This is a genomic window from Nguyenibacter vanlangensis (assembly GCF_038719015.1).
Lineage (GTDB): Bacteria > Pseudomonadota > Alphaproteobacteria > Acetobacterales > Acetobacteraceae > Gluconacetobacter > Gluconacetobacter vanlangensis.
In genome coordinates, this window is the sequence record NZ_CP152276.1 from 369,133 (window position 1) to 385,388 (window position 16,256).

Below are 16,256 nucleotides of genomic sequence, written 5' to 3' on the forward strand. Positions count from 1 at the left end.
CATGGTGGCCTGAACATGCGGGGCGCGGCGTTCCGTGGCGGCTTTCCGATCCCGGGGGCGCAACGTGGCGCGGTCGCGCTGCTGGTCGCGCTGGCGCTGCCGGTGCTGATCGGTATCCTGGGGCTGGGAATCGACGTCAGCTACTGGGCGATGACGCGCGTGGAATTGCAGCGTACCGCCGATCTCGCCTCGGTGGCCGGTGCGATGCGCTACGGGGTCAGTCAGCAGGTGTCCGACGCGCTCGGCACCGCGGCGACGGTGGCCGAACTGAATGGCCTGCCGGCCGGGACGCGCGGCGGCGCCGGAACCGATACGCTGACCGACATGTATGGCGCCTATGCCGCGACGGTGACATTCGCCGCGCCGTCCACGATCACCGTTTCCATCACCCAGGCCGTGCCGCGGATGTTCAGCGGTTTGTTCCTGTCCTCGGCCACCCAGCCGGTGTCGGCCCGGGCGGTGGCGAAGCTGGCGCAACGCAGCAACGGCGCCGTTGCCTGCGTCCTCGCATTGTCCAGCGTCAGCTTTACCGTTTTGAACGGAAACGCGTCGCTCCAGATGCCGGGATGCGACCTGCGCACCAACGGGTCTCTGACCATCAACGGCACGCCCAGCGTCAATGTATCAAATCTGATCGCCGGCGGCACGATCACGCAGAACGGCAATTCCACCTGTTCGGCTGTCACATGCGTGCAGGGCGCCCCGCAGGAGAGCGATCCCTATTCCAGCCTCTATAAAGACCAACTGAGCCTGCCGGCCAAGACGATCCAACTGCCGCAGGGCCAGACCACGCTCAATCCCCCACCGGCTGGAGACGCCTATTCATGGTCGCTGAACGGCGGGACCTATACGTTGAATCCTGGAATCTATTACATAAACGGGGATTTCAACGTGAATGGAAACGTGACGCTGACCGGCACGGGCGTTACGATCATCACCAACGGCAACGTCAATATCAACGGCAATGCCGACGTCAATCTGACGGCTCCCGCCACGGGGGGCACGGCCGGATTATTGTTCGGCTCGACCAATTCCGCGTTTCAACTGAATGGCGGTTCGGCCATCAGTATGACGGGTTCGATTTACGCCCCCAATGCGAACCTGATCGTCAACGGCAGCAATTCCGCGTCGGGGAACTGCCTGTATATCGTCGCCTCTACCGTAACCTTCAACGGAGGCGGCCAGTTTTCCGACAGCAATTGCCAGGCCTCCGGCATGACGCCGATCTATGACTTTTCCGGCGTCGCGAGTCTGGTGCAATGATGCCGGGCCGCGCCCGGGGACATGCACGGGCCGGCGTGGCGGCCGTGGAGTTCGCCCTGACTGCCCCCTTGCTCCTGATCATCCTTGCCGGGGTCAGCGATTTTCCGCTGGCCTTGTGGGACCGGATCGCGATGGCGGCGGCCGTCGAAGGGGGGGCGAATTATGCCTTCGCCATGGAACAGAATGCGTCGGGAAACAACGGTTCGGTTTCGCCGGCGGATGTCAGGAACGCGGTCCTGGCGTCCAGCAGCCTGGCCAACCTGACCGTGACGGTCAGCGCACCCGGCACGCATTGCGTGCAGTCCGGCCAGGGAAACACGCCGCCGGTCACGACCCTGACCGCGGGAACACCCGGCACGCCTTGTGCGGATACGACCATGCCCGGCACCTACATGACGATTTCGGCATCCTACAGCTATGCGCCGCTGATGCCGTTCTTCGCCATGCTCGCATCGACCACGTTGCAGGAGAACGCGATCGTGAGGCTGCAATGACGCGACCGGGCCGGAGGTGCGTAGCGCGTGATGGACGCGGAGCGGCGATCGTCGAATTCGCGATCGTCGGGTCGATTTTCATCACGCTGCTGGTCGGTACGATCGAAATCGGCCTGCTCTGCTGGACGCGCAATACGCTGCAGGTAACGGCCGCGCTTACGGCGCGCTGCGTCGCGCTTGCGACCTGCGCCGCCGATCCGGACGGTTTCGCGGCGGCCGAGGCCGCCGACTGGGGCCTGCCGAATGTGCTTTCCGGCGTCACCGTCACGGCCAACGCCAATCAGTGCAACGGGCAGACGACGGCGTCGGGGCAATTCGTCACGGTCGTGCTGCAATCGCAATATTGGGCTAACCTGCCGCCGCCGCTGTCCGCCGTGACCTTGCATGCATCGGCCTGCTACCCGATCGCATCGTGACTCTGCCTGATCAAGGAAAACAGGAATGAATGACCCCCTGTCAGTCGTCTGCATCGGTGCCGGTCCGGCGGGGTTGACCGCCGGCTACGTGCTCGGCAGGGGCGGGATCCGCGTGACCGTTCTGGAGCAGGACCCACATTATGTTGGCGGGATCTCCCGGACCGAGACCTATAAGGGGTTCGCTTTCGACATCGGCGGCCATCGTTTCTTCTCGAAGTCCGACGAGATCGAGGCGCTCTGGGATGAAATCCTGGATGAAGGATTTCTGGAGCGTCCCAGAAAATCGCGTATCTACTACAAGAGGGCTCTGTTCGATTATCCCTTGCGGGCGGCGGACGCGCTGTCCAAGCTGGGCGTCGTCGAGGCGGCACGCTGTGTCGCATCCTATCTTCGGGCGCGGCTGCGTCCGAACCCATCGCCGCGCAATTTCGAGGAATGGGTCACCAACCAGTTCGGGCGGCGCCTGTTCGAAATCTTCTTCCGGACCTATACGGAAAAGGTCTGGGGCATGGCCTGCCGTGACATATCCGCCGATTGGGCGGCCCAGCGCATCAAGGGCCTGTCGCTGGGCAAGGCGATCTGGCACGCGCTGAGGCCCCAATCGTCGCGCCGGCCGCGCGGGCAGGTGATCAAGACCCTGATCGACCGGTTCCGCTATCCCCGCCGCGGCCCTGGAATGCTGTGGGAGGCGGCGGCGCGCAAGGTCGAGGCGATGGGCGGCCAGGTGCTGATGGGGCGGCGCGTCTGTGCGCTGGAACGGCTGGATGGCGGGCGCTGGCGCGTCAGCGCATGCGACCAGCAGGGGCGGACGCATGATTTCATTTGCGATCATGTCATTTCCAGCATGCCCATGCGCGACCTGGCGCCAATCGTGACCCCGCCTTTGCCGCCAGCGGTCCTGGCCGCGGCAGGGGAGCTTCGTTATCGTGATTTCCTGGTCGTCGCCCTGATCCTGAAGAATGAGGGCCTGTTCGACGATAACTGGATTTATATTCACGATCCGGATGTCCAGGTGGGGCGTATCCAGAATTTCAAATCCTGGTCGCCCGATATGGTGCCGCTGCCCGGCCATGCCTGCTACGGGCTGGAATATTTCTGTTTCGAGCATGATTCGTTGTGGCGCATGCCGGATGCCGATCTGGTCGCCCTTGCGACCGACGAGCTGGTGCGGCTGGGGCTGGCCCGGCCCGAGGATATTCTGGACGGAGCGGTGGTGCGCCAGCCCAAGGCCTATCCGATCTATGACGACGGATACCAGGCACGCGTTGCGGCAATCCGCACCGCCCTGGACGCGACGTGCCCCGGCCTGCATCTGGTCGGTCGCAACGGCATGCATCGCTACAACAACCAGGACCATGCGATGATGACGGCGATATTGGTGGCACGCAACATCCTGGCCGGACAGGCGCTTTATGACGCCTGGAAAGTCAACCAGGACGCCGAGTATCACGAGGAAACGCGCCAGGCGCCGGACCAGCCCGCCGCGGCACCCGAACTCGCATTGGCCGGATGACCATGCCGGATGCGACCGATCCGCCCAGCGGCGTGACGGCGGATCGCGACGCCGTCGGCCGGCCCGACTGGTGGCGCGGGTGCCTTGTCGTCCTGCTGGTGCTCGTCCTGTGGGGCGCGGCCCGTCCCTATGGCGGGATCATAGGGGATGCGCGGCTCTATACCCTGCAAGCCCTCAGCCACATAATGCCCGGGCGATTCAATGATGATTTGTTCCTGCATTACGGGTCGCAGGACCGGTTTTCGGCTTTTTCTTATCTCTACAGTCCTTTTCTGCATACGTTCGGTATCGGGTACGGCAGCCTGGCGTTCTGCCTGCTGGGGTGCCTGTTGTGGCTGGGCGGGGTGGCCACGCTTGCGACGGGCCTGTTCCGCGATCGCGCCGTCGCGATACCCGCCATCGTGACGGCGGTCGCCATCCAGTTCGGCGGCGGAACGTTGGTCCGCCCGGGCGAGCCGATCCTGACCCCCCGCCTGTTTGCCGAAGCCGTCAGCCTGTTTGCCCTGGGGGCGATGCTGCGTGGCCGCAACGGTCTGGCCGCCCTGCTTCTGCTCCTGTCGCTCGCGATTCATCCATTGATGACATCTGGGGCGATTGCTGCGTTTTTCCTCTATCACGCCATGCGCCGTCCGGTTCTCTGGCTGGCGGGGGCGGGCGCGGCTTCGATCGTTATCGCCCTGGCCTTTTCGGGTGTCGAGCCCTTCGTCCGGCTGACGGTCCGGATGGACGGGGCATGGCTGGCCTCGGCCGGCACCCTGGACCCCCAGTGCTTCATCGCGGAATGGGGGGCGACCTACTGGCTTCCGCTCGTCGGCAGCTTCGCGCTCCTGCTTGCCGCGATGCGCTATGCCCAGCGCCGGGAACGGCGTTTTCTGGCTGCGACCGCCATGGCCGCGCTGGGCGGGATCGCGCTGACAGCGTTGGGTGGGGACCTGCTGCATAATGTGCTGATCATCGATATCCAGGCATGGCGCGCCCTATGGCTGCTGAATCTTGTCGTCTATCTGCTCGGCGGCATGCTCTGGGCACGCGTGATCAGGGCGCGCTGGGCGAATCCGACCGGCGTTCCGGCGGTGCTGGGCTTCACATACGGGTTGCTGATCCTTGCGAGCTTCGCTCCGGCCGCCGGGTTTGCCGCGGCCCCCATGGCGATCCTCGCCTGCCTGTTATCGTTTTACGAGCATCGTTATTGCCGTCCGGTTTCCGGCCTTTGCCGCATATTGGCGCGGCTGGTCGTCGCCTGTTGTCTCGCCTTCGCGCTGCTTGGCCTCCATTATGTCGTTCGCACGCAGGACCCGTTCTGGCGTCCGTTGTACGGTATCGGACTGGCGACGCCGGCACTCTGGGGCCTGTGGCGACTGCGCGGGGAATCGGCGCCCCGCCGGAGCCGGATCGGCGTGACCGTGCTGGCAGGCATATTGGCGCCGCTGACCGTGACGAACTGGGATCAATCGACGCCCTGGCAGCACTTCATCGACAAGGGCCAGGCTCCTCCGGCACTGACGCGCCTCCTCCCGCCGGAGGGCCCGGTCTATTGGGATGGCGACGTCACCGTTCCCTGGCTGGTGTTGCGGCGCAGCAGCTATTTTTCATGCGAACAAGGGGCCGGAATTCTCTTTTCCCGCGCGACCGCCGCGGCGTTTCGGCAGCGTTTCGATACGCTCAGCCGCCTCCACACGCTGGATTTCGACCTGCCGCCCTATTGCACCCTCGGCAAGGACCAACGCGTCCTGCCGCTCCGCCGGGCCGACCTCGCGACGGTCTGCGCGGCGTCACCCGGCCTTTCGGCCCTGATCGTGACGCGCCAGGCGATCGACGATCCCGGCGCCGCATGGACGCCCCCCGTGCCGTTCCCATGGGCGAACGAGCAGGGGCGAAAAATCAGCGTCGCGCGGTTTTTCATCTATCGTTGCGACGCATTGCGATAATGGCGCGCTGATCACAACACCCTCCAGGGGGCCTTACCGGCGGGCGAGGGGGCCGAGCGAGGCCCGCACGCCGAATTCCCCAGGCAGCGCGCCATGAGGAAACAGGATATTGACGTGCCCCATCTTGCGGCCGGGCCGGGCCGCGTCCTTGCCGTAAAGATGCGGCAGCAGGCCCGGGGTCGCGACGATGTCGGGCCATAACGCCATGTCGTCCGGACCGACCAGGTTTTTCATCGCCGCGTCGGAATGGCGGATCGCGGGCGGCAAGGGCAGGCCGGTCACGGCACGGACATGCATCGCGAACTGGTCGACCGGACAGGCATCCATCGTCCAATGGCCGGAATTGTGCGGGCGCGGGGCGATCTCGTTCACCAGCACCGTGCCATCGCGGTCCACGAACATCTCGACCCCCAGCAGGCCCACCAGATCCAGCGCGGTGGCAACCTGGACCGCGATCGCGCGCGCCTGTGCCGCTACGGCTTCGGGCACGCGCGCGGGGGCCAGGCTGAGATCCAGGATTCCGTCGCGGTGGCGGTTTTCGGTCACGTCGAACGTCACGACGCCGCCATCCAGGCCCCGCGCGACCATCACGCTGATTTCGCAGGCGAAGTCGATCATCGCCTCGCCGACCAGCGGATGCGGGGCGAGTGCCGCGAAGGCAGGGTGTGCGTCGTCGGCAGCCTGCACCCGGCATTGCCCCTTGCCGTCATAACCCAGCCGGGTGGTCTTCAGGATGAAGGGCAGGCCCAGCACGCCGATGGCCGTATCCAGGTCGCCCGCGTCATGGATCTCCGCCCAGGGGGCCACGGGAATCCCCGCGTCCGTCAGGAAACGCTTTTCGGCGATCCGGTCCTGGCTGATGCGCAGAATATCGCCCGACGGACGCACCGGCCGCAGTTCCGCCAGCAATTCCAGCCCGTCGGCGCTGACATTCTCGAACTCGAACGTCACCACGTCCACCGCCGCGGCGAAGCGGCGCAACGTATCGGCATCGTCATAGGCGCCGACCGTCACCGCATGGGCCACCTGGGCGGCTGGCCCCCGTGGTTCGTCGGTCAGGATATGGGCACGGAATCCCAGCCGTGCGGCAGCTATTGCCGACATGCGGCCCAACTGGCCGCCGCCGACGATTCCCAGCACGGAATTGGGGGGTAGGGCACCGGCGGGCAGGGTCATCGGATCGGCGCCTCGGCCACCGACCGGGTCTGCTCCGCCCGCCATGCGGCCAGCCGGGCGGACAAGGCCGCATCGCCCAGAGCCAGGATCGATGTCGCCATCAGCGCCGCATTGGTCGCCCCGGCCTTGCCGATCGCCAGCGTGCCGACCGGCACGCCGCCGGGCATCTGGACGATGGACAGCAGGCTGTCCATGCCCTTCAGCGCATGGGATTCCACCGGTACGCCCAGGACCGGCAGCAGCGTCCAGGCCGCGCACATGCCGGGTAGATGCGCGGCCCCCCCGGCGCCGGCGATGATGACGGACAGGCCGCGTCCCGCGGCGCCCCGCGCATAGTCGGCCAGCCGGTCGGGCGTGCGATGGGCCGAGACGATGCGGACCTCATGCGCGACATCCAGCGCTTCGAGCACCGTCGCCGCGTGGCGCATGGTCTCCCAGTCGGACTGGCTGCCCATGATGATGCCCACGCGCACGGCCAGGGCCGCGGAGGCGGGCTCGGATGGAGCCTGGGATTCAGGGGGAGGAGACATGTCGCTCACACGGCAGGCTTTCGGCGGAATGGGTTCGGATCAGGCGATGCTGTCGGGGATCAGGCGGCTCTCCAGCCAGGCGATCTCATCCTTCAGCAGCAGCTTGCGTTTCTTCAGGCGCTGAAGCTGGAGCTGGTCCATCGGATGCTGCGCCAGGCGGTTGATGACGGTATCAAGGTCGCGGTGCTCGCTGCGCAATTCGTGCAGTTTCCGCAGCATGGTGTCCCGGTCTGTCAGCATGGGGTCCGTCTAGCATGTGATCGCCAGGGCATTCTATCGATTCCCCGCCGGATGGCGAGATGCATGACCACCTCGCCAAGTCCTGCAAACATAGCATGTGCGGCCGCGGATCGTCGGGCTTAGTGTGCCTAAATCGTCTTTTCAGGCACCGGAGGCCTCATGTCCCACGAAGCCAGGATTCACAGTCTGCGACTGCGTCATGCCCGCCTCGACGACCGGATTTACGATGAAGACCGGCGGCCTTCCCCCAACAGTAGCGTGCTGCGCCGGCTGAAGCTGGAGAAGCTGCGCATCAAGGAAGAGATCGAACGCCTGTCCCGCCCGGCTTGACATCCACGCTTGGAATTCCAGCCTGAAATCCACAGGATTTCAGGCCAGGAAACGCGCGGGATCTCAAGCCGCCAGCGATCAGGTGACTGGGGATCAGGTCAGGCGACGTCTTCGTCGATCTCAAGCGGCGCGGGAACGGCGTGGCCTTCGCGGGCCAGGCGTTCGTTGGCGGCCTGGATCATGGCATTCAGGTCCGTCTGGCTGCACAGGCCCAGAATGACCGGATCACGCGGCTTGATGTTCGCGCTGTTCCAATGCTGCCGGTCGCGCACCTTGGCGATGGTGTCCTTGGTGGTGCCCAGCAGCTTGACGATCTGCTGTTCCGACAATTGCGGAAAATTGCGCAGGATGAAGGCGATGGCGTCCGGCCGGTCATTGCGCTTGGCGACGGGGGTATAGCGCGCGCCCTTCGAGCGGCGATGGATCGGGTTGGAGGACGCCATCAGCTTCAGCCGCTTCTCGGGATCGGCCTCGCAACGGACGATGTCTTCCTGCCGCAACTGATGATTGGCGACGGGGTCATAGCCCACGATACCCTGCGCGACTTCGCCATCGGCGATCGCCTGGACTTCCAGCGGATGCATGCCGCAGAATTCCGCGATCTGGGTGAAGGTCAGCGCCGTCTTCTCGATCAGCCACACGGCTGTGGCCTTCGGCATCAGGGGCAGTGCATTCATTATGACGGGTCCTAGCTCGGCAATGGGTGGCGCCACGCAGGCCCTCCTCCCATTCCGGCACCCCTTGCCGGGGCGCCATTTGCGTGCCTGCGGACGCGCAAAGACTTGGGCAAGGATATGGGCCCGGCCAGGGGGCGCGGTCAAGGGCTGATGGCGCGGTCAGGCGGTAAAAATCGGGCAGAAAAAAGGGGCCGGACCCTGGGCCCGACCCCTCTGATATCGTTCACGGGCATCGCCCATGGGCCCGAGTATGGGTCCGAGACGGGCCTGTTACGCGGCGTGGCCCGACGATGGCACGCCGCCGTCATTCGCCGCTGGCGCCTCGGCCTGATGTTCTGGGGCCTGATGCTCTGGCGCCAAGGATTCAGCCGCCACGGATTCGGACGCCGGGGGCTCGGATATCGCCGGCTGCGGCGCGGTCCCCCGCGCCACGCTGGATGTGACCGGGATACGCCGCGGCTTCAGCGCCTCGGGTACCACGCGCCTGACGGCGATGCGCAGCAATCCGTTCGTCAGATCCGCGCTTTCGACCAGGATCTGGTCGGCCAGAACGAAGCGCCGCTCGAACGCACGGTTCGCGATGCCGCGATGCAGCCATTCCCCGGCGGATGAAGCGGCCGCGACACGCCCGGCCACGATCAGCATGTTGTCCTGCACGGTCAGGTCGATATCGTCCGGGCCGAACCCGGCTACCGCCATCGTCAGCACATAGCTGTCATCGCCCAGCCGTTCGATGTTATAGGGTGGATAGGACGACGCTGCCGGGTTCTGCGCGGCATTGTCCACAAGGCGCGCAAGCCGGTCGAAGCCGATGGCCGTCCGGAACAGGGGCGCGAAATCATACGTCATGTCAACCTCCTCAACGGCAAGGTCCGGTATCAGCAGGCCGCCGATCGGTCCCTCGGCGAGCGGACCGCGGCCTGTCTGGCGGAAACCCGGATGGCGTTTCCGTAGCCCTGACGTGAGAAGCCCCGCCCCCCGTTTCAAGGGGGCGGGGCCTGTCGGATGACTGACTGGCGAAAAACTGACCGGGGCGGTCCGTGCGAACGGGCCGCCCGCCTGCGGGGTCAGGCTTTGGTGCGGCGTCCCAGACCACCGAATTTCTTGTTGAACTTCGCCACCTGGCCCCCGGTGTCCAGCATGCGCTGCACGCCCGTCCACGCCGGGTGCGATTTCGGGTCGATATCCAGGCGCAGGGTCGCGCCCGGCGTGCCGTAGCACGAGCGGGTCTTGTATTCGGTGCCGTCCGTCATGATGACGGTGATGTCGTGGTAGTCGGGGTGAATGCCGGATTTCATCGTCAAACCTTCATGTTGGGCCCGCCGATGCCGACCGGGGGCGTATCCGGTGGGCGTATAGACGAGCCCCGGCGCAGGATCAACGCCTATTCCGTGCCAGTTCTGTGCCGGATTCCGTGCCGGGGGCGGGGGCAGGCAGTGCGGCAATCACGCCACGCCGTGCGGCAGGGTTGCGGCCCGGATGGATTTCCTGTTTTCCGGCGGCCGGACGGATTGCTATTAACTCTCTGTCAGGTGGAGCAAAAAGGAGAAACCATGGCAAGCAAGGCCCCCTCCATCCACGCTCCGGGATGGGTTTCCGAATTCAAGGCGTTCCTGATGCGCGGGAACGTCGTCGATCTGGCGGTCGGTATCATCATCGGCGCCGCCTTCACCGCCATCGTCAACAGCCTGGTCAAGGACGTATTCACGCCCCTCATCGGCCTGCTGATCGGCGGTATCGACTTCACCAACTTCTTCGTCACCTTGCGCGGGCCGCATCTGCCAACCTTGGCCGACGCGCAGAAGGCCGGTGCCGTGACCATCAATGTCGGCCTGTTCCTGAACGCGGTGATCCAGTTCGTGATCGTCGGTTTCGCGATCTTCTGGGTGGTCAAGCTGGTCAGCAAGCTGACCGCCAAGCCGGCCGAAGCCCCGGCCGAACCGCCCCCGCCGCCCCGCAGCGAAATCCTGCTGACGGAAATTCGCGACTTGCTGGCGACCAGGGGCGCGGCGCCGTAAATCCCGGCCTTTCGCACCCGGGCCGGACCGCGCGGCATGCGCCGCGCGGTCCGGCCCGGGCGTGCTTGTGATGCGCCCGCGCTTGCGGAGTGCCGGGGCTGGGCATTAGCATCGCGGCCATGATGAACCGATGCCGCCCTTCGCGCACCTCGATCCGGCCGTCCGGGCGCGGCCTGGCGTGTTTTCTGGGCCTGGCGGGCTGCGTCATGGCCGCCGGATGCCAGGCGTCGCGGCCCGCGCCGGCGATCCAGCCGATGTCGGAACTGCCCCTGCCGCTGCAGGCCTATCTCAGCATCGATACCTATTTCATCGCCCAGGGCATGGTCAGCGGCCGCCTGGCCGATGGCGGCCTGATGCGCGACCAGGCCCGCGGCCTGGTGGCCGACACGCTCTATGCCCGCCATCTGGCGGCCGAGAACATGCTGCACCCGTCCGCCGATGGCCAGCACCATGTCCGGCAGGCGATCGAATCGATGCTGGCCTGCATCGGCCAGACCGACAGCGGATCGAAAGCCGCCTGCCTGCCGCCGGTCAGCGCGCCGGACGGGCGTCCCGCCGAAGCCGCTTCTCCCCCAGCAGAAGCAGCAGCGGCGCCGCGATAAAGATCGAGGACGAGGTCCCGACCACGATCCCGAACAGCATCACCCAGGCGAAGCCCGACAGGCTGGCCCCGAACAATGCCAGCGGCAGGGCGGCCAGAAACACCGTCGAGGACGTGCCCAGGGTGCGGCTCAGCGTCTCGTTGATCGACAGGTCGATCAGTTCGGCCAGGGGCATGGTGCGGTATTTGCGCAGGTTTTCGCGCACCCGGTCATAGACCACCACCTTGTCGTTGGTGGAATAGCCCAGGATCGTCAGGATCGCCGCGACCATGACCAGGTCGAATTCGAAATGCGTCAGCACCAGGAAGCCGATCGTCTTGGTCAGGTCCAGCACCAGGGTCACCACGGCGCTGACCGCGAACTCCCATTCGAAGCGAAACCAGATATAGGCCAGGATCATCAACAGGCTGACGCCCAGCGCCAGCATGCCGTTACGGAACAGCTCGGCCGAAACCGACGCGCCGACGGCATCGGCGCGCAGCACCTGCGCCCCGGGCAGGCTCGCCACGGCATGGCGCACGGAATCCACCAGGGCCTGGGTGCGGGCCTCGTGATCGGGGGCGTCGGCCGGCGGCGCATCCAGGCGGATCAGCACGTCGTCGGGCGCGCCGAAGGACTGGACGCCCGCCGCGTCGACATGCTGCGCGGCCAGCGCCGCGCGGATCTGCGCGAAATCGGCAGGGCCGTGCGTCCGGGTCTCGACCACGATGCCGCCACGGAAATCCAGCCCCAGGGTCAGGCCGGGATGCAGGAACAGGATCACCGATGCGATCGACAGCACCGCCGACGTCGCCAGGCCGACGAACCGGCCGCGCATGAAATTGATCCGGGTGCCCTTGGGCACGAAGCGCAGGAGGGGACGTGAGAACATGGCGATGCGCCTCAGACCGGCAGGATGGAGGGACGGGTGCGCGCATACCAGCGCACCATCAGCATCCGCGACAGCAGCAGCGTCGTGAACAGGGTCGTCACGATGCCGATCATGATGGTCAGGGCGAAGTTCTGCACCGGACCGCTGCCGAACACGAACAGCATGATATGGGCCAGCAGGGCCGTGGCGTTGCTGTCCAGGATGGTGGAGGTGGCGCGCTCGAAACCGGCCTGCATCGCGGCCAGCGCGGTGCGGCCCCTGGCCACTTCCTCGCGGATGCGCTCATTGATCAGGATATTCGCATCCACCGCCATGCCCAGGGTCAGCAGCATGCCGGCCATGCCGGGCAGCGTCAGCGTCGCCTGGAACAGCGAGAGGATCGCGACCATCAGCACCAGGTTGGCCAGCAGGGCGGTATTCGCGTACCAGCCGAACCGGCCATAGAACAGCGCCATGAACAGGATCACCAGCATGAAGCCGACCGCCAGGCTGATCATGCCGGCACGGATGGAATCGGCGCCCAGCGAGGGGCCGATCGACCGCTGCTCGATGACCGACAGCGGCGCCGGCAGCGCACCCGCGCGCAGCAGCAGCGCCAGGTCGGTGGCCGACTGCGCGTCGAACCCGCCCGTGATCTGCCCGTTGCCGCCGGTGATGGCGCTGCGGATGACCGGGGCCTGCACGACCTTGTTGTCCAGCACGATGGCGAAGCGGCGGCCGATATTGGCCCGCGTCGTCTCGGCGAAGGCGCGCGCCCCCGCGGAATCGAACGAGAAATTGACCGCCCATTCGCCGGTCTGCTGGTCGATCGCCGCGCCGGCATTGGTCAGGTCCGACCCGTCGACATCCACATGGTCCACGACCGGCAGCGTCTGGTTCGGATCGCTCGCCAGCGGCAGCAGGCTGACGCCCGGACCCGGCGCGGCCGACCCGACGGCACTGTCCTGCACCATGTGGAACGTCATCTTCGCGGTGGTGCCCAGCAGTTTCTTGACATGCTCGGGGTCGCTGACCCCCGGCAGTTCGACGATGATCCGGTCATCGCCCTGGCGGGTGATCTGCGGATCGACGGCGCCGGTCGCATCGATCCGGCGGCGGACGATCTCGATCGACTGGGTCACGGCCTCGGCCGCGCGCCGGCGCATCGCGTCGGGCGACAGCGTGATGACGATGCCGCCGTCGGCACGGCCGTCGACGGCGAATTCGCCGGGCACCACCATCGGCATCGCCCGCAGCGCCTTCAGGTCGGCGTCGCGTTCCGACGGGTCACGCGGGGTGAAGGATACGGTGCCGGCCTTGGCATCCGTCGTGATGTTCCGATAGCCCAGGCCCTTGTCCAGCAGCGCCTGCCGCGTTCCGTCGGCCAGGGTCTGCAGCCGGTCGGCGGTGATGCTGTTCATGTCGACCTGCATCAGCAGGTACGACCCGCCGCGCAGATCCAGCCCCAGATGGATCTGGCGCCACGGCACGCCGGGCGCGGGCTGGCGCAGGGTGTTGGGAAGGCAGAGCAGCACTCCCAGAAGGCATACGGCGATGACCGAGGCCATCTTGAGCCGGCTGTAATACATCATGGCTGAAAGGGGTGCTCCTCACGCCCGGCCGAGCCGGCTCCCTGTTCCTCTGTCCTGTGCCGCCGGGCGGCCGGCGACGGCGGGAACATGCCGGGCGATCGCGCAGGATGCAACCGCCCCCGGGCGGTCGGGGGCAGGAAATCATGCCGCGCCGGTCGCCTTTCGCGGCGCCCCGAGGTCCCGCGCCCGGCGCTCCGCGCTCAGAACAGCGCCAACTGCGCGTCCTCCCCTTGCGCGGGCGGGGGCGCGAAGCGCGTGCAATCCAGCGCGACGCCGCGTTCCAGGCCCAGGGCGCGCCGCGCTCGCAGAAAGCGCTGGCGCAGCAGGTCGGCGTGCACCCCCTGGCCACGGCCGCGCAGGCCGAAGGTCGAATCGTACAGCGCCCCGCCACGGGTCTCGCGCACCCGGCGCAGCACATGCTGCGCCCGGTCGGGATAATGGCGGTGCAGCCAGTCCTCGAACAGCGGCGCGACCTCCAGCGGCAGGCGCAGCAGCACATAGGCGGCATTGCAGGCCCCGGCAGCCGCGGCTTCCTTCAGGATCGCTTCCAGCTCGTGATCGTTCAGGGCGGGGATCATCGGTGCGGCCATCACCCCGGTGGGGACGCCGGCCCGCGCCAGGGCGGCCATCGCCTCCAGCCGCCGGGCCGGGGCGGCGGCGCGCGGCTCCATCCGCCGCGCCAGTTCCGGGTCCAGTGTCGTGACCGACAGGCTGACCTGCACCAGGCCGCGTTCGGCCAGCGCGCGCAGGATGTCGATATCGCGCAGGATGCCCGCCGACTTGGTGACGATCGTCACCGGATGGGAAAACCGTTCGAGCACTGCCAGGATCGACCGCGTGATGGCCTGGTCGCGTTCGACCGGCTGGTACGGGTCGGTATTGGTGCCCAGCGCGATCGGCCGGACCTGATAGGCCGGGCGGCGCAGTTCGCGTTCCAGCAGGCGTGCGGCCTCGGGCTTGCAGGTCAGCCGGGTTTCGAAATCCAGCCCCGGCGACAGGCCCAGCCACGCATGGGTGGGGCGGGCATAGCAATAGATGCAGCCATGCTCGCACCCCCGATAGGCGTTGATCGACCGGTCGAAGCCCAGATCCGGGCTGGTGTTGCGGGTAATGATGCTGCGCGGCGTCTCGAAGGACAGCTCGGTGCGCGGCCCCTTGCTTTCCCCCACCGGATCCTCCTCCGCCAGACTGCCCCAGCCGTCGTCGACAGGCGTGCCGTGCTGTGCGGCATGGCGGTCGGGCGGCGATATCGTGGCGCCGCGCCCGTGCCGGATACCGGCCAGGCCGGTCGAACGCGCATCCAGCGCGTGTGGGGCCGCCCGGGTCTTCTGGCCCCGGCCGATCCGGATGGGGGCGTGGTCGGACATGCGGCACTCCCTTGCCGATGGAACTGGAACAGGACGGGCCATCGTCGCCCGGGCGGCCGGGAGAGTCAAGAACATATCATGAACATCTCTTTCCATTCCGACGGCCTGCCACCAGGCCGCCCGCCGCCCTCTGGCCCATCGCGCGCTTGTGCTCTAACCGTTCGTCATCGCGACGATGGAGCAGGAATGATGGCGGGGCTTTTCGGCGGCGGAACCGCGCGGGGTGCAAAGGGGCGGCAATTGCGCGTCGGCGTGATTGGCGCCGGCCATTTCGGACGGTTCCATGCGCTGAAGGTCGCGGCATCGCCGCGTGAGACGCTGGTCGGCATCCATGATCCGGATATGGCCCGCGCGGCGTCGGTCGGGGCCGAGGCCGGCGATGCGCCGGCCCTGGACCTGGATACCCTTCTGGACCGGTCCGAGGCCGTGGTGATCGCCGCTCCGGCCGAACATCATTTCATCCTGGCCGATCGCGCGCTGCGCGCCGGACGGCATGTGCTGGTGGAAAAACCCATCGCCTCGACCCTCGACCAGGCCGACCGGCTGGCGGCGCTGGCGGCGGAAACCGGGCTGGTGCTGCAGGTGGGGCACCTGCTGCGCTATTCGGCCGAGCACCGCGCGATCACCGAACGGATCAGCCGCCCGCTCTATATCGAGGCCACGCGCATCGCGCCCTTCAAGCCGCGCGGCACCGATGTCTCGGTCATCCTGGACCTGATGATCCACGACCTGGACCTGGTGCTGGCGATCGTCGACAGCGAAATCGAGGATGTCGACGCGCTGGGGGCGGCCGTCAGCTCCCAGCACGAGGATATCGCCAATGCACGCGTGCGCTTCGCCAACGGATGTGTCGCCACCATCACCGCCAGCCGGATCTCGCTGAAGACCGAACGGCGGATGCGGCTTTTTTCCGAGGAAGGCTATCTGTCCGCCGATTTCGTGAAACGCGAACTGACGATGATCGGGCGCGAGACGGGCCTGCCCCTGCCCGGAACGGGTGGCTTCCGGCGCCAGGCCGTGACCTGGGACGACCACGACACGCTGGCGGCCGAGCACGCGGCCTTCGCGGCGTCCTGCCTGGACGGGGCGCCGGTGCTGGTGGATGCGCAGGCCGGACGCCGCGCCCTGGCCGCCGCCCTGGCGGTGACCGGCGGGATCCGGGCCGCCCGCGAACGGATGGAACGATCGGGCCTGGTCCGCATGTCCTGATCCGCCCTTCCTGACCTTCCGTCCAGACCTTCCGTCCAGACCGCCTGGCAT

Annotated in this window: 18 protein-coding genes; 9 read left to right on the top strand and 9 right to left on the bottom strand. The window is 66.9% G+C overall.

Annotated elements, in window-relative coordinates; translation table 11 throughout:
- Positions 1 to 15 precede the first annotated feature (15 nt).
- The 5 genes from AAC691_RS01760 to AAC691_RS01780 are packed head-to-tail and all read left to right on the top strand — an operon-like array spanning position 16 to position 5,614.
- The gene (locus AAC691_RS01760; protein WP_342628743.1) at positions 16 to 1,263 is read left to right on the top strand and encodes a pilus assembly protein TadG-related protein; all 1,248 of its coding nucleotides are present in this window, start codon (positions 16 to 18) and stop codon (positions 1,261 to 1,263) included.
- The gene (locus AAC691_RS01765) at positions 1,260 to 1,757 is read left to right on the top strand and encodes a TadE/TadG family type IV pilus assembly protein (protein ID WP_342628744.1); all 498 of its coding nucleotides are present in this window, start codon (positions 1,260 to 1,262) and stop codon (positions 1,755 to 1,757) included. The genes AAC691_RS01760 and AAC691_RS01765 overlap by 4 nt, the downstream gene beginning before the upstream one ends.
- Positions 1,754 to 2,173 (top strand): TadE/TadG family type IV pilus assembly protein, encoded by a 420-nt coding sequence (locus AAC691_RS01770; RefSeq protein ID WP_342628745.1) that lies wholly within the window; start codon positions 1,754 to 1,756, stop codon positions 2,171 to 2,173. Before AAC691_RS01765 ends, AAC691_RS01770 begins: the two co-directional genes overlap by 4 nt.
- Before the next feature lie 25 nt (positions 2,174 to 2,198).
- Positions 2,199 to 3,686, top strand: a complete 1,488-nt coding sequence (locus AAC691_RS01775) for an NAD(P)/FAD-dependent oxidoreductase (RefSeq protein ID WP_342628746.1) — start codon at positions 2,199 to 2,201, stop codon at positions 3,684 to 3,686.
- Between the two features lie 2 nt (positions 3,687 to 3,688).
- The gene (locus AAC691_RS01780; RefSeq protein WP_342628747.1) at positions 3,689 to 5,614 is read left to right on the top strand and encodes a hypothetical protein; all 1,926 of its coding nucleotides are present in this window, start codon (positions 3,689 to 3,691) and stop codon (positions 5,612 to 5,614) included.
- Between the two features lie 33 nt (positions 5,615 to 5,647).
- On the opposite strand, the gene AAC691_RS01785 is transcribed toward AAC691_RS01780, so the two are convergent.
- The 3 genes from AAC691_RS01785 to AAC691_RS01795 are packed head-to-tail and all read right to left on the bottom strand — an operon-like array spanning position 5,648 to position 7,560.
- The gene (locus AAC691_RS01785; RefSeq protein WP_342628748.1) at positions 5,648 to 6,790 is read right to left on the bottom strand and encodes a 5-(carboxyamino)imidazole ribonucleotide synthase; all 1,143 of its coding nucleotides are present in this window, start codon (positions 6,788 to 6,790) and stop codon (positions 5,648 to 5,650) included.
- A complete protein-coding gene (gene purE, locus AAC691_RS01790; protein WP_342628749.1) occupies positions 6,787 to 7,320 on the bottom strand; it encodes a 5-(carboxyamino)imidazole ribonucleotide mutase in 534 nt (177 codons plus the stop codon). Before purE ends, AAC691_RS01785 begins: the two co-directional genes overlap by 4 nt.
- Positions 7,321 to 7,359: 39 nt before the next feature.
- A complete protein-coding gene (locus AAC691_RS01795) occupies positions 7,360 to 7,560 on the bottom strand; it encodes a YdcH family protein (RefSeq protein ID WP_176640566.1) in 201 nt (66 codons plus the stop codon).
- Between the two features lie 159 nt (positions 7,561 to 7,719).
- On the opposite strand from AAC691_RS01795, the gene AAC691_RS01800 reads away from it, so the two are divergent.
- Positions 7,720 to 7,890 (top strand): YdcH family protein, encoded by a 171-nt coding sequence (locus AAC691_RS01800; RefSeq protein WP_176640565.1) that lies wholly within the window; start codon positions 7,720 to 7,722, stop codon positions 7,888 to 7,890.
- Between the two features lie 98 nt (positions 7,891 to 7,988).
- On the opposite strand, the gene AAC691_RS01805 is transcribed toward AAC691_RS01800, so the two are convergent.
- From AAC691_RS01805 to rpmE, 3 genes are all read right to left on the bottom strand, one after another.
- Entirely contained in the window at positions 7,989 to 8,567 is a 579-nt protein-coding gene (locus AAC691_RS01805) for a DUF1013 domain-containing protein (RefSeq protein WP_176640564.1), read from the bottom strand.
- 270 nt (positions 8,568 to 8,837) lie between these two features.
- Positions 8,838 to 9,416 (bottom strand): Hsp20 family protein, encoded by a 579-nt coding sequence (locus AAC691_RS01810; protein ID WP_342628750.1) that lies wholly within the window; start codon positions 9,414 to 9,416, stop codon positions 8,838 to 8,840.
- A 218-nt stretch (positions 9,417 to 9,634) separates the two neighbouring features.
- Complete coding sequence (gene rpmE, locus AAC691_RS01815) at positions 9,635 to 9,865, bottom strand: 50S ribosomal protein L31 (RefSeq protein ID WP_176640562.1); 231 nt, start codon at positions 9,863 to 9,865, stop codon at positions 9,635 to 9,637.
- A gap of 255 nt (positions 9,866 to 10,120) precedes the next feature.
- Between rpmE and mscL the strand changes: the two genes are divergently transcribed.
- Together mscL and AAC691_RS01825 are read left to right on the top strand one after the other, a co-directional pair.
- Positions 10,121 to 10,585 (top strand): large-conductance mechanosensitive channel protein MscL, encoded by a 465-nt coding sequence (gene mscL, locus AAC691_RS01820; RefSeq protein ID WP_342628751.1) that lies wholly within the window; start codon positions 10,121 to 10,123, stop codon positions 10,583 to 10,585.
- Positions 10,586 to 10,704: 119 nt separating this feature from the next.
- Complete coding sequence (locus tag AAC691_RS01825) at positions 10,705 to 11,187, top strand: hypothetical protein (RefSeq protein ID WP_342628752.1); 483 nt, start codon at positions 10,705 to 10,707, stop codon at positions 11,185 to 11,187.
- On the opposite strand, the gene secF is transcribed toward AAC691_RS01825, so the two are convergent.
- From secF to AAC691_RS01840, 3 genes are all read right to left on the bottom strand, one after another.
- Positions 11,117 to 12,058, bottom strand: a complete 942-nt coding sequence (gene secF / locus AAC691_RS01830; protein WP_342628753.1) for a protein translocase subunit SecF — start codon at positions 12,056 to 12,058, stop codon at positions 11,117 to 11,119. The genes AAC691_RS01825 and secF overlap by 71 nt on opposite strands.
- 11 nt (positions 12,059 to 12,069) lie before the next feature.
- Positions 12,070 to 13,629, bottom strand: coding sequence for a protein translocase subunit SecD (gene secD, locus AAC691_RS01835; RefSeq protein WP_342628754.1), 1,560 nt, complete (start codon positions 13,627 to 13,629; stop codon positions 12,070 to 12,072).
- Between the two features lie 200 nt (positions 13,630 to 13,829).
- Positions 13,830 to 14,996 (bottom strand): PA0069 family radical SAM protein, encoded by a 1,167-nt coding sequence (locus AAC691_RS01840; protein ID WP_342628755.1) that lies wholly within the window; start codon positions 14,994 to 14,996, stop codon positions 13,830 to 13,832.
- A 189-nt stretch (positions 14,997 to 15,185) separates the two neighbouring features.
- Here AAC691_RS01840 and AAC691_RS01845 point away from each other — a divergent pair, with 189 nt between their 5' ends.
- Positions 15,186 to 16,205 carry a Gfo/Idh/MocA family oxidoreductase gene (locus tag AAC691_RS01845; protein ID WP_342630110.1) on the top strand — a complete coding sequence of 340 codons (1,020 nt, stop codon included), beginning with the start codon at positions 15,186 to 15,188 and terminating at the stop codon, positions 16,203 to 16,205.
- Positions 16,206 to 16,256 lie beyond the last annotated feature (51 nt).